Annotated in this window: 11 protein-coding genes and 1 pseudogene; 4 read left to right on the top strand and 8 right to left on the bottom strand. The window is 74.1% G+C overall.

All coding sequences use genetic code 11. From position 1 onward, the window contains the following. The coding region (locus PV350_RS38515; protein WP_500338104.1) for a glycoside hydrolase family 18 protein at positions 1-1,150 on the top strand (1,150 nt) is incomplete at its 5' end. A gap of 86 nt (positions 1,151-1,236) precedes the next feature. Here PV350_RS38515 and PV350_RS38510 read toward each other — a convergent pair. Next, a complete protein-coding gene (locus PV350_RS38510) occupies positions 1,237-2,715 on the bottom strand; it encodes a cellulose-binding domain-containing protein (protein ID WP_500338103.1) in 1,479 nt (492 codons plus the stop codon). Between the two features lie 170 nt (positions 2,716-2,885). Next, positions 2,886-3,416 (bottom strand): YceI family protein, encoded by a 531-nt coding sequence (locus tag PV350_RS38505; RefSeq protein WP_499512801.1) that lies wholly within the window; start codon positions 3,414-3,416, stop codon positions 2,886-2,888. Positions 3,417-3,495: 79 nt separating this feature from the next. Here PV350_RS38505 and PV350_RS38500 point away from each other — a divergent pair, with 79 nt between their 5' ends. Beyond that, on the top strand, positions 3,496-4,002 hold the full coding sequence (locus tag PV350_RS38500; protein ID WP_499512800.1) for a MarR family winged helix-turn-helix transcriptional regulator: 507 nt from the start codon (positions 3,496-3,498) through the stop codon (positions 4,000-4,002). A 3-nt stretch (positions 4,003-4,005) separates the two neighbouring features. Here PV350_RS38500 and PV350_RS38495 read toward each other — a convergent pair whose 3' ends face one another. The 4 genes and pseudogenes from PV350_RS38495 to PV350_RS38480 all read right to left on the bottom strand — a co-directional run bounded on the left by PV350_RS38495 (position 4,006) and on the right by PV350_RS38480 (position 7,219). Further along, positions 4,006-4,767 carry an energy-coupling factor ABC transporter ATP-binding protein gene (locus tag PV350_RS38495; RefSeq protein WP_499512799.1) on the bottom strand — a complete coding sequence of 254 codons (762 nt, stop codon included), beginning with the start codon at positions 4,765-4,767 and terminating at the stop codon, positions 4,006-4,008. Beyond that, on the bottom strand, positions 4,755-5,516 hold the full coding sequence (gene cbiQ, locus PV350_RS38490; RefSeq protein ID WP_500338102.1) for a cobalt ECF transporter T component CbiQ: 762 nt from the start codon (positions 5,514-5,516) through the stop codon (positions 4,755-4,757). Before cbiQ ends, PV350_RS38495 begins: the two co-directional genes overlap by 13 nt. 2 nt (positions 5,517-5,518) lie before the next feature. Next, positions 5,519-6,534, bottom strand: a pseudogene (locus PV350_RS38485) (energy-coupling factor ABC transporter permease). A 121-nt stretch (positions 6,535-6,655) separates the two neighbouring features. Then, a complete protein-coding gene (locus tag PV350_RS38480; RefSeq protein ID WP_499512797.1) occupies positions 6,656-7,219 on the bottom strand; it encodes a histidine phosphatase family protein in 564 nt (187 codons plus the stop codon). A gap of 297 nt (positions 7,220-7,516) precedes the next feature. On the opposite strand from PV350_RS38480, the gene PV350_RS38475 reads away from it, so the two are divergent. Together PV350_RS38475 and PV350_RS38470 are read left to right on the top strand one after the other, a co-directional pair. After that, positions 7,517-7,738, top strand: a complete 222-nt coding sequence (locus PV350_RS38475; RefSeq protein ID WP_499512796.1) for a CbtB domain-containing protein — start codon at positions 7,517-7,519, stop codon at positions 7,736-7,738. Between the two features lie 16 nt (positions 7,739-7,754). Further along, positions 7,755-8,543 carry a CbtA family protein gene (locus tag PV350_RS38470; RefSeq protein WP_500338100.1) on the top strand — a complete coding sequence of 263 codons (789 nt, stop codon included), beginning with the start codon at positions 7,755-7,757 and terminating at the stop codon, positions 8,541-8,543. Positions 8,544-8,580: 37 nt separating this feature from the next. Here the strand turns inward: PV350_RS38470 and PV350_RS38465 are convergent, their stop codons facing one another. After that, on the bottom strand, positions 8,581-9,873 hold the full coding sequence (locus PV350_RS38465) for a Tm-1-like ATP-binding domain-containing protein (RefSeq protein ID WP_500338098.1): 1,293 nt from the start codon (positions 9,871-9,873) through the stop codon (positions 8,581-8,583). Between the two features lie 40 nt (positions 9,874-9,913). Further along, positions 9,914-12,025, bottom strand: coding sequence for a SpoIIE family protein phosphatase (locus tag PV350_RS38460; protein ID WP_500338096.1), 2,112 nt, complete (start codon positions 12,023-12,025; stop codon positions 9,914-9,916). Between the last annotated feature and the right edge of the window lie 422 nt (positions 12,026-12,447).

Below are 12,447 nucleotides of genomic sequence, written 5' to 3'. Positions count from 1 at the left end.
CACCCCGACGCCGACCCCCACCGGCCCCGCGGGGAACAAGATCCGCCTCGGCTACTTCGCCGAATGGGGCGTCTACGGCCGCAACTACCACGTCAAGAACCTGGTGACCTCCGGCTCGGCGAGCAAGCTGACCCACATCAACTACGCCTTCGGCAACGTCACCAACGGCCAGTGCGCGATCGGCGACGCCTACGCCGACTACGACAAGGCCTACACCGCCGACCAGAGCGTCGACGGCGTCGCCGACACCTGGGACACCGGCGCCCTGCGCGGCAGCTTCAACCAGCTGCGCAAGCTGAAGAAGCAGTACCCGAACATCAAGATCCTCTGGTCCTTCGGCGGCTGGACCTGGTCCGGCGGCTTCGGCCAGGCGGCCGCCAACCCGACCGCCTTCGCCAACTCCTGCTACAACCTGGTCGAGGACCCGCGCTGGGCCGACGTCTTCGACGGCATCGACATCGACTGGGAGTACCCCAACGCCTGCGGTCTGTCCTGCGACACCAGCGGGGCCTCGTCCTTCAAGACGCTGATGTCCGCGCTGCGCACCAGGTTCGGCTCCAACAACCTGGTCACCGCGGCCATCACCGCCGACGGCACCAACGGCGGCAAGATCGACGCGGCCGACTACGCGGGCGCCGCCCAGTACGTCAACTACTACAACGTGATGACGTACGACTACTTCGGCGCCTTCGACGCGGACGGCCCGACCGCCCCGCACTCCCCGCTCACCTCCTACAGCGGCATTCCGATCGCCGGCTTCTACTCCGACGCGGCGATCCAGAAGCTGAAGGGCAAGGGCATCGCGTCGAACAAGCTCAACCTGGGCATCGGCTTCTACGGGCGCGGCTGGACCGGCGTCACGCAGTCCGCGCCGGGCGGTTCCGCGACCGGCGCCGCTCCCGGTACGTACGAGGCGGGCAACGAGGACTACAAGGTCCTCAAGAACACCTGCCCGGCCACCGGCACCGTCGCGGGCACCGCGTACGCCCACTGCGGCAACAACTGGTGGAGCTACGACACCCCGTCGACCATCGCGGGCAAGATGGCCTACGTGAAGAACCAGGGCCTCGGCGGCGCGTTCTTCTGGGAGTTCAGCGGCGACACCGGCAACGGTGAGCTGATCACCGCGATCAACAACGGTCTGAGCTAGTCCTCAGGAGCCGGGCCGTACGGGCCGGAGGGGCGGAATCGTGACCGCCCCTCCGGCCCGGTCGCGTCGGGGCGCGGCGGGATGCGTCAGCCGGTGGCGCAGGACGCGCCGTCGAGGGTGAAGCCGGTGGGCGGGGCGGAGACGCCGGGCCGGGTGCCGACCAGCCCGAAGCTGACCGAACCGCCCGCCCGCACCGACCGGTTGTACCCCTTGGCCCGGGCGGTGACCGATCCGCCGCGCTGGGCGAAGTCGGCGTCCCACATCTGCGTGACGCGCCGGCCGTCGGAGTACCTCCAGCCGACCCTCCAGTCGTCGAGGTCCTTGCGGGTCGTCAGGGTGACCGTGGCCTGGAAGCCGTCGTACCACTGCTCGTCCACCTCGTAGGTGATCGTGCAGGACGGCGCCGGCTCCTCCGGGGCGTCGTGCGCGGGCGGCGCGGCGGAGGACGGTGCGCGATCGGCGGCGGGGATGGTGTGCTCGGCGGCGGAGGGCCCGATCTCCTCGGGGAACGGCGCGCTCTGCGCGGGCTCCGGCGCCCCGGAGGCGCCCGACGCGCCCGGCGACGGCAGCGGGGGGAAACCGGGACCGTCCGGGGCGGTGCCGACCTTGCCGCCCTGGGCCGTCGGAAGGGCCCGGGCGGACCGGGGGGCGGAGTCGTCGGTGGTGACCAGGGCCGTCAGGCAGATCACGGCGGCGAGCACCGCGACCGCCCCGGCCACGGCGGCCCTGCCCGCGGGGACGCGGGTCCTCGCCCGTGCGGCACGGGCGGCGCGCGCGGCCCGCCGCGACGGCGGGGCCGCGGCGGCGCCCCTGCCTGCGCTCCGGCGCCGGGCCTCCAGATAGGCGGGCCCCGCCCAGCCCAGCACCCCTTCGGCCAGCGCCTCGGGCAGCCCGCCGCCGAGCGGGGTCAGGCACACGGCCGCCCGCGCGCACTCGGCGCACCCGCGCAGGTGCCGGCGCAGGTCCTCGGGCGCCGCCTCGACGGGCATCCGGGTGGCCGCGTCCAGCAGCCGGGCGTACCCCTGGCACTCGTCGGAGGGCGGTTCCTCCTGGTGGGCGCGGAGGCAGCGGGCGCGGAAGTCCTCGCGCGCCCGGTCGGTCTCCCGCTCCACCGCGGTGACGTCCACGCCCAGCGCGTGTGCGGTCACGGCCGCGGGGCGGCACTCGACCTCGGCGGACCACAGCAGTGCCGCGTCCGGTTCCGCCATGGCGCGCAGTCCGCGCAGGGCCAGCGGTTCCGGGCGCGGTGCCCTGCCCCGGCGCGCGGCGCGTTCCGCGTTGAGCCAGATGCGGAACTCCGGCTGCAGGCTGTCGCCCTCGCCCCGGGCCTGCCAGGACGCGGCGGTGTCCCGTACGGCGGTCAGCAGCAGCGGCAGGGGCGGCAGCCCCGGTCCGGGTGCGCCGTCCGCCGCGTCGGGCGTCAGGTCCAGGCCGCGGTCGAACGCGTCGGCGGCCAGTCGGCCACCGTCCTCGGGGGAGAGCGAGCAGAGCTGGGCGAAGCACAGCGCTTCCGCCCAGTACTCGGACAGCGGTACGGCCTCGGGGACCGGGGCTGGGGCAGTCATCGAGTGGTGAACCAACCCTTCGGCGTCGGGAGGCGGTTGCGCCTGCGCCTGGTGGTGCGGGGAGCCTTTCACGGTTTCCACACAAGTAGCAAGGCGCGACTTCGTTTGCCGAAGGGGTAGTTGGGGCGTGAGCGGTGATGTCCGCTTCCGCCCCCTCGTGAACGGCGGGATCAGCCGTGATGGACGAAGCGGGCGGCGACCGAGAGGGTCGCGGCGCCCTTGATCATGCCCATCCGGTTCCAGGTGAGGCCGAAGTCGGCCCGGTCGACGACCGCATCGGCGGTGAGCACGACGGCGTCGGCGGAGGAGGACTCGACGCGCCCGGTGAGGGCGAGCGGACGGGTGGTGCCGCGGACGGTCAGCTCGCCGTCGACGGAGAGGGCGCCGTCGGGGCCGGCGGTGACCCGGCGGGCGGTGAAGACGATCGCCGGGTGGGTCTCGACGTCGAGGAAGTCGGCGGAGTGCAGGTGGGTGTCGCGCTGCTTGTTGCCGGTGTCCAGGGAGGCGGCACCCACGGTCAGGGTGCCCTGCCCGGTGCCGTCGGCCGCGAGTTCGCCCTCGCCGCCGACCTCGGTGAACGCGCCCTTCACGGTGGCCATGCCCCACATCGTCCGGTGCGTGAGCCGCACGGCCGAGCCCGCGGGGTCGAGGGCCCAGGAGCCCGTGCGCAGACCGGTGGGGGTGGTCGTCGAGTCGCTCATGGGGTGTCGCACCCTTCAATAGCTCGCCAGATATTAAGTAGCCAGTTAGACAATAGCTGGCGTTGGTACCCTGGGCAATGTGACGGCGGAGATCCACGCGGAGACGGACGGCCGGTGCCCGGACACCGCCGACCTGCACCTGCTCGCGCGGTGGGACGCGCTGCAGTCGGGCTTCCGGCGGCTCACGGACCAGTTGCTGGCGGACGTCGAGGCGCGGTCGGGGCTGGCCCCGTCCTCGTTCCAGGCGCTGTGGTTCCTGATGACCACGCCGGAGCGGTCGGCGCCGATGTACCGGCTCGCAGGGACGCTGGGCTTCACCACGGCGGGCACCACCAAGGTCGCCGACCGCCTCACGGAGGCGGGGCTCATCGAACGCCGTCCCTGCCGGGAGGACCGGCGCGTCACCTTGGCGGTGCTGACCGAACGCGGCCTCCAGGTGGCGATGACGGCGGCGCTCACGCTGGCCGACGCGCTGCGTGAGCGCGTGGTCGGGCCGCTGGGCGGCGCGGAGCGGTTCGACGCGCTCACGGCGGCGGTCACCGCCGTCGACCCGGAGCCGCCGTCCCGGCCCCCGTGCGGGGGCTGAGGCTCAGGCCCGGACGGTGACCGAGCGGGGGTCGAAGCCGTAGGGCAGTTCGAGGCGGTGGGCGCGCATCAGGGCGTCGTCGGCGAGGAGTTCCTGGGTGCGGCCGTCGGCGACGACGGTTCCGCCGCTGAGGACGACCGAGCGCGGGCACAGCTCCAGGGCGTACGGCAGGTCGTGGGTGACCATCAGGACCGTGACGTCCAGCGAGCGCAGGATGTCGGCGAGTTCGCGGCGGGAGGCGGGGTCCAGGTTGGAGGAGGGCTCGTCCAGGACGAGGATCTCCGGCTCCATGGCGAGGACGGTCGCCACCGCCACGCGGCGCCGCTGCCCGAACGACAGGTGGTGCGGCGGCCGGTCGGCGAACTCCGCCATGCCGACCCGCTCCAGCGCCCTGCGGACGCAGGCCTCCAGCTCGGCGCCGCGCAGACCGGCCGCGGCCGGCCCGAAGGCGACGTCCTCGCGGACGGTGGGCATGAAGAGCTGGTCGTCCGGGTCCTGGAAGACGATGCCGACCCGGCGCCTGACCTCGGCCACGTTCTTGCGCTCGCCGACCGGGAGGCCGGCGACGGTCACCGAGCCGGCGCCCGCCTCGAGGATGCCGTTGAGGTGCAGCACGAGGGTGGTCTTGCCGGCGCCGTTGGGGCCGAGGAGGGCCACCCGCTCGCCGCGGGCGATGGTCAGGTCGACGCCGAACAGCGCCTGGTGGCCGTCGGGGTAGGCGTAGGCGAGGCCCTTGACCTCGAGCGAAGGTGTCACAGGAACCATCCCATCAGACAGACCAGCAGCGCCGCGGCCGGGAGCGCGGCGGCGTACGACCACTGGGCGCGCGAGGCCGTCACCTCGTCGATCACCGGCATGCTGCCGGCGTAGCCCCGGCTGACCATGGCGAGGTGGACGCGTTCGCCGCGTTCGTAGGAGCGGATGAACAGGGCGCCCGCGGACTTGGCGAGCACGCCCCAGTGACGCGGGCCGCGCGCTTCGAAGCCGCGCGAGAGGCGGGCGAGGCGCATCCGGCGCATCTCGTCGGTGATGACGTCCCCGTACCGGATCATGAACGAGGCGATCTGCACCAGCAGCGCCGGCAGCCGCAACCGCTGCAGGCCCAGGAGCAGTGCGCGCAGCTCGGTGGTGGACGCCAGCAGGACGGAGGCGGCGACGCCGAGGGTGCCCTTGGCGAGGATGTTCCAGGCCCCCCAAAGGCCGTTCACGCTGAGGGACAGGCCCAGCACCTCGGTGCGCGGGCCCTCGGCGACGAACGGCATGAGGAAGGCGAAGGCGACGAAGGGCACCTCGATCAGCAGCCGCCGCAGCAGGAATCCGGCCGGGACGCGCGCCACGGCGGCGACCGTGGCCAGCAGCACCGCGTACAGGCCGAAGGCCCACATCGCCGTGCGCGGGGTGGAGACCACCACCAGGACGAAGCAGAAGACCGCGGCGATCTTGCACTGCGGGGGCAGCGCGTGCACCGGCGAGTGGCCGTGCCGGTAGAGCCGGTGGGCGTGCCCCGCTCCCACGGCTAGACCTCCTCCGCGCGCGGACGGCGGCGGACGACCCAGAAGACGCCGGTGCCGAGCGCGAGGCTGGCGCCGACGCCGATCACACCGGCGAGGCCGCCGGAGAGCCGGGCGTTGCCGATGTCCTGGGTCTGGTAGTCGGCGAGCGGGGAGTCCTCGGCCGCGTGGTCCTCGGCCTTCTTGTCGATGCCGTGGTCCGCGGCGACCTTCTCCAGGCCGTCCGGGCTGGCGGAGGCGTAGTAGCTGACGAATCCGGCGAGCAGCACGGCGGCGATCAGGCCGGCGATCCACAGCGGCCGTATGCCGCCGCGCTTGGGGGTGTCGGTCACGGCCGCCATCAGACGGTCGCCTCCTTGAGTTCCAGCGGGCGGCGCAGGTCACGGGCGCCGTGGACGAGGTCGGGGCGGACGGCGACGACGGCGCCCACCGTCGCCGCGGTGATCACCGCCTCGCCGATGCCGATCAGGACGTGCACGCCGACCATGGCGGTGAAGACCTTGCCGAGCGAGACGTCGGTCGTCCCGCCCAGCGCGTAGATCCCGGTGAAGGCGACCGCCGCCGCGGGGACGGAGAGCAGGGCCGCGACGAAGGCCGCGCCCGTCACTCCGCCACGTCCCTTCGGCAGCACCTTGACCAGCCCGCGGAAGACGGCGTAGGCGACGACCACGGTGACGATCGCCATGTCGGTGATGTTCACTCCGAGCGCGGTCAGGCCGCCGTCGGCGAAGAGCACGCCCTGGATGAGCAGGACGACGGACACGCACAGCACCCCTGTGTAGGGGCCGACGAGTATCGCCGCGAGCGCGCCGCCGAGGAGATGGCCGCTGGTACCCGCGGCCACGGGGAAGTTGAGCATCTGGACGGCGAAGATGAACGCCGAGACGAGTCCGGCCAGCGGCGCGGTGCGCTCGTCCAGTTCGCGCCGCGCACCGCGCAGGCTCACCGCTACGGCTGCGGCCGCGACGGCACCGGTCGCCACCGACACCGGGGCGTCGATGAATCCGTCGGGTACATGCATGGGGGAGCTCCAGGTCGGGTCCGGCCGGCGGCCGGTCGGGTCGGCGAAGCAGGGCGCTCAATCATAGGGTCTTATTGCGACCTGTTTGCAAGAGCCTGTTCGTCGCTGGAGCGCACCCCGCTCAGCCCAGCGGGCGTCCCGCCCGCAGGTTCCAGCGTCCGGACCGCCCGCTGAATTCCGTCGCGGTCAGCGGGGGCACGTCGATCCGCCAGAAGGCGGCCTCGGGCGAACCCAGGACCCGTACCGCGCAGGCCCGGACGATCTCCGGCTCGACGACGGCGAGCACCCGCCCCGGCGTCGCGGCGAGCCCGTCGAGCCAGGCGCCGGCCCGGGCGCACAGCTCGCGCAGCGACTCGGCGTCGTGCGGTGCGGCATCCGGGTCGGAGAGCCAGGCGGCGACGGCCTCCGGCTCCTCGGCGCTCACCTCGGCCAGGGTCCGCCCCCGCCAGCGGCCCAGCGCCCATCCCGCGGGGGCCGTCTCCTGCGCGGCGAGGCCGAGCGCCTCGGCGGTCGCGCGGCAGCGCACGGTGGGCGAGACGAGCACCGGCCCCGCGGAGGGCAGGGAACCGGCCAACGCGCGGGCGGCGGCGAGCGCGTGCTCCTCCGGCGGCACGTCGTCGTCGAAACGCGCCTCGCGCAGCGCCGCGTTCACCACCGGTGAGATCAACATCACCCGGGTCGTCATGCACCCTCCTCGCCCTGCGGCGACCCCTCGGAATCGCCAACTGCCGCCTCACACCCGGCCGGTCGGTCGCACGGAAGCAGCTCCCGCGCATGCCGGGGCGCACACACGCGCCCTTGGCCGGATCACCGGATCGCGGTACCGTCACGACGACATTCACGACGACACGGCGGAAGTCCGGTGCAAATCCGGCACGGTCGCGCCACTGTATGCCCAGCCCAGCGCCAGGCGAGTCAGACCCGCAGTCGTCCGACAGAGCTCCACCGACCGGGACGCGAGTTCCCACCAGGAGGTCATGCCATGGCGCAGTCCGCCGTTCCGCCTGCCGTCGCCCCTTCCGCCGTCCCCGTGACGCTGCCGATCCGGGCGATCCTGCCCTGGGCGGTCTTCTTCGGCGTCCTGATGCTGGTCCTGCTCTACTTCGTGGGTGCCGAGCAGGGGGCCACGTCCCTCCTGTCCGGTGAGAACGTCCACGAGTGGGTGCACGACGGGCGTCACCTGCTCGGCTTCCCCTGCCACTGACAGGGGCGCCGCGCCGATGAACCCCGCCACCCCCGTCACCTCCGTCACCGTCAGGCAACTGCTGGTGCGGGGCATGCTGGCCGGCCTCGCCGCCGGCGTGCTCGCCCTGGTCGTCGCCTACCTGCTGGGCGAGTCCCGGGTCGACGCCGCCATCGCGTTCGAGGAGTCGCACGCCCACGAGCACGGCGGCGCCGAACCGGTCAGCCGTGCCCTGCAGTCCACCGCCGGCCTGGCCACCGGCATCCTCCTGTACGGCGTGGCGCTGGGCGGCATCGCCGCCCTCGCCTACTGCTTCGCCCTCGGGCGGATCGGCCGCTTCGGTGCCCGGCCGACGGCGCTGCTGCTGTCGGCCGCCGCGCTGGTCGCGGTCTACGTCGTGCCCTTCCTGAAGTACCCGGCCAACCCGCCGGCCGTCGGCGACCCCGACACCATCGGCAAGCGCACCACGCTGTACTTCCTGATGATGCTGCTCAGCGTGCTGCTCGCGATCGCCACCGTGATCCTCGGCAAGCGCCTCGCGCCGCGCCTGGGCAACTGGTACGCGACCGTGGCCGCCGGTGGGTTCTTCGTCCTGGCCGTGGGGCTCGCGTACGCCTTCCTGCCCGGGATCAACGAGGTTCCGGAGCACTTCCCGGCGGCGCTGCTGTGGCAGTTCCGCCTGGCGGCGCTGGCGATCCAGCTGACGCTGTGGACCTCCTTCGGGCTGGTCTTCGGCCACCTGGCCGGACGCCTGCTGGAACCGGCCCCGGCGGCCGCCCCCACGGGGCGCGACACCGTGGGCGCGGGCACGGCGGCCTCCGTCTAGGCTTCCGCAGCACCGACCGTGACCGCCCGTACGACGCTCAGCGCGTCGTGCGGGCGGTCGTGTGTGCGTCGGTCCGTACGTCCGTCCGTACGTCCGTCTGCGCGTCCGTCCGCGCGGAGATCAGCGCGTGCAGCCGCTCCGCCGCGGCACGGCCGAAGGCGGGGTCGTTGATGTGCGTGTCGTACTCGGCGAGTTCCACCCGGCTGCCGCGCAACTCCTCGCGGAGGGTGCGGAACAGCACCCCGTCCACCGCACGGTCGTGGTACGGCCCGCCCGGCGCCCCGAGGGTGGACAGCCCGCGCAGCGGCAGCAGGAGCGCGGCCGGGCCGGTGGCCGCGCGCAGCTTCGCCGCGACCTGACGGCCGAGTTCGGCGCACTCGGCGGCGGAGGTGCGGATCACCGTCACCGACGGGTTGTGGACGTGGACGTGGCGCGCCCGGAAGCGGTCCGGCAGTGAGGCGAGCGGGCCGAACTTGACCATGTCCAGCGCGCCCGGGCTCACCACCTGCGGCAGCCCGGCGCGCCCCGCGGTGCGCAGCCGGTCGGGCCCCGCGCCGAAGGCACCGCCGACCAGCTCGTCGGCGAGCTCGCTGAGCGTCAGGTCCAGCACCCCGCTGAACATGCCCTCCCCGGCCAGTGCCTCCAGGGAGCGGCTGCCGGAGCCCACGGAGTGGAAGACCAGCACCTCGTAACCGAGTTCGGTGAGCCGCGCGCGGGCGGCGTCGACCCCGGGGGTCGTCACCCCCGCCATGCTCGCCGCAACCAGCGGCCGGTCCCCGGCGGGCGCGGCGGGTGTCCCGGCGAAGCCCCTGGCCATCCCGGCGACGGCGTCCGCCGCGTTGGCCAGGATCGGCGCCGACACCCGGTTGACGCCCGCGATGTCGACGACGCTGTACATCATGGCGATGTCCGTCGAGCCGACGTACGGGGAGACGTCGCCCGCGGCCATCGAGGAGACCATCAGCTTCGGCACGCCGAGTGGCAGCGCCCGCATCGCGCGGGTCGCGATCGAGGTGCCGCCGCTGCCGCCGATGGCCAGGACGCCGTGCAGCCGGCCCTCGTCGTACAGCCGGCGCACCACCCGCGCCGCCCCCTCGGCCATGACCGTCACCGCGGCGCCGCGGTCGCCCGCCCTGCGCAGCCGTTCGGCGTCCGCGCCCGCGGCGGACGCCACGACGCTGCGGGGGATGTCGGGGGTGACCAGCGGCTCACCGGCCACGCCCGCGTCGATCAGCACGACCTCCACGGCGCCGCGCAGCAGGCGGTCCCGCAGCCAGCCGTACTCGGTGCCCTTGGTGTCCAGCGTTCCCAGCAGCGCAACGACCGGCATGGACAACAGTGTTGGGCCCGAGCCGGTGAGTGACAAGGCCTCATGACAGGGGCACGGGGCGCAGCAGCAGGAGCGCGGTGTCGTCGGTGCGGTCGGTGGCGGGACCGTCGTAGTGCACGAGCACCTCGGCGAGTTCGTCCAGTGGGAGCCGGCCCCGGCAGGACAGGGCCACGGCCAGGGCGGCGATCGCCTCGTCCAGGTCGCCGCCGGGGGTCTCGATGAGTCCGTCGGTGTACAGCGCGAGCACCGCGCCGCGGGGCAGCGTCAGCGTGGTGGTGGGGTACTCGGCGTCCGGGTCGATGCCGAGCAGCAGCCCGGTCGGCAGGCTCAGGATGTCGGTGCGGCCGTCGGGGAAGCGCAGCAGGGCCGGCGGGTGGCCCGCGGAGGCCAGCTTCAGGGCGCCGTCGGTGAGCTGGAGGTGGGCGTAGAGGCAGCTGGTGAAGAGCCCGGTGTCGAGTTCGTCGAGCAGCCGGTTGGTGCGGGACAGCACCTGGTCGGGGGAGGCGCCGGCGGTGGCGTGCGCGTGCACCGCGGTGCGCACCTGGCCCATCAGGGCCGCGGCGTTGACGTTGTGGCCCTGGACGTCGCCGATGACGGCGGCGGCACAGGTGTCGTCCAGCCGGATCAGGTCGTAGAAGTCGCCGCCGACCTCCATGCCGCTGGTCGCCGGCAGGTAGCGGGCGGCGACCTCCAGACCGGGCAGGGAGGGCAGGGTGTGCGGCAGCAGTCCCGACTGGAGGCTGTGGGCGAGGTGGTGCTTGGCGTCGTAGATCCGGGCCCGGTCCAGGGCCTGGGCGATCAGCCCGCTGAGCGAGGTCAGGGCGGCCCGTTCGTCGGCGGGGAAGGAGCGCTCCCGGGCGAAGGCGAGGATGCAGCAGCCCACGGGCCGCCCGGAGGCGATCAGCGGCAGGAACGCCCAGGCCGCCATGCCCGACTGCAGGTCCAGGTCCGGGTAGGTCCTTGTGAGGTCCTCGCGTGAGCCGAAGAAGCTGGGGACGCCGCTGGTGAGGGCCCTGGTCGCCGGGAGGCGCGCGGTGAGCGCGGTGCCGTCCAGGGCCGCCATGACCTCGGGCCGGTAGCCGCGGTCGCCGATGACGCGCAACCGGCCGCCCTCCGCGACGCACAGCACGAAGGCGTCGGCTCCGATGGCGGCCGGGAAGAGGTCGGCGACCAGGCGGACGACGTCGTCCACGCCGACGGCCTCGGTGAGGGCCGTGGCGAGGTGCATGAGGTGGTAGATCGCCCCGATCCGGATCGGCACCGCGGCCTCGTCGTAGGGCGGGGCCCACGGGGCGGGACCCGCACCCGCGTCGGTGGGGGAGATCCGCACGCTGACCCCGGTCGCGTCCGGGTAGAGCTGGACGAGCAGCCAGTGGTCCGGCGGTCGCAGGGCGGTGAACGAGACCGGCTGTCCGCTGAGCACGGCGGCGCGGTAGCGGTCCTCGTGCGCGGGATCGCGCAGCCAGCGCAGGCTCTCCCAGGGGAAGGTGCCCACGAGCCGTTCGACGGGCACGCCGACCAGCTCGGCCGCGCGGGGCGTGACGTAGGTGAGCCGACCGTCGAAGTCGAGCGCGCAGGCTCCCTCGGGCAGCCGCCGGGCCCAGTCCGCTGCGGCCAGTGCCTGGTCCGGGTCCACCGGGACCGCCCGCGCGGTCCGCAGCACGCGTGGCTCGGGCCCCGGCAGGATCGGCTCCCCGCCGCCGGCCCGTGCGAGCTGGTCGGACAGGCGCTCGCGGGCGTGCTCCACCAGCGCGCGCTCCGCGGGCGGCGCCTCGGCGGGTTGCGGCCGGGACCAGATCAGCACGAGCGTCCCGAGCACGGCCTCCCCGTCGGTGAGCGGGGCGGCCACCATGGACAGGTCGTACGGCATGACCAGGGCCGTGCGCGGATAGCGGTCGGCCAGTTCCTCCCGGGAGCCGATCCGGATCGTCCGGCCCTCCCGCACGGCGTCGGCCACCGGGGTCGAGCGCTCCAGGGGCAACCGCGACCAGGGCATCGACAGCTCCCGGGGTGCCCCGGTGATGACCTCCATGCCCAGCGCGCGGCCCTCGGGCATCACCAGGAAGACCGCACCGACATGGGCGCCCGTCTCACGCACCACTTCGGCGAGCACCTGGTCCAGCAGCTCCCGCGCGGGGGCAGTCACCACCATGTGTGGCTCCACCATCGGGCCGACACCACCTACAACGGGACGATACGCCCCTCCCGGCCCCGCCTCCTCTTGCCGGAAGCGGGGCCCTGGCGACGGGGCCCCGACCGGTTGGGCCGGGGGACGGGTGCCGTTGGTGCGCGGAGGTGCTGCGCCGCGGCGGGGCCGGGGTTGCTCGGGCCATGGGCCGCGCCGGGCGCGCTCGCCACCCGTGATCGTGGCGGGGCCGCGCGGCGCACAGGTGGCACGCCCGGCCCCGTGCCTCGACGGCGCGCTCCGGCCGGCTTGTCGGGGTGGACGAGCACGGCACGGCGGGCGGCCCGGGGGACAGGTGCCGTCGGTGGGGCAGGTGCTGCGCCGCGGCGGGGCAACAGGCGGCGTCCCGTGCCCGTAGGGGGCGCTGGGCGGGGCCGTCGCGTAAGGCG

This window comes from Streptomyces sp. PA03-6a, assembly GCF_033792765.1.
Taxonomy (GTDB): domain Bacteria; phylum Actinomycetota; class Actinomycetes; order Streptomycetales; family Streptomycetaceae; genus Actinacidiphila.
The sequence above is the reverse complement of the archived record's forward strand: the minus strand, read 5'-3'. Positions and strand labels throughout refer to the sequence as shown.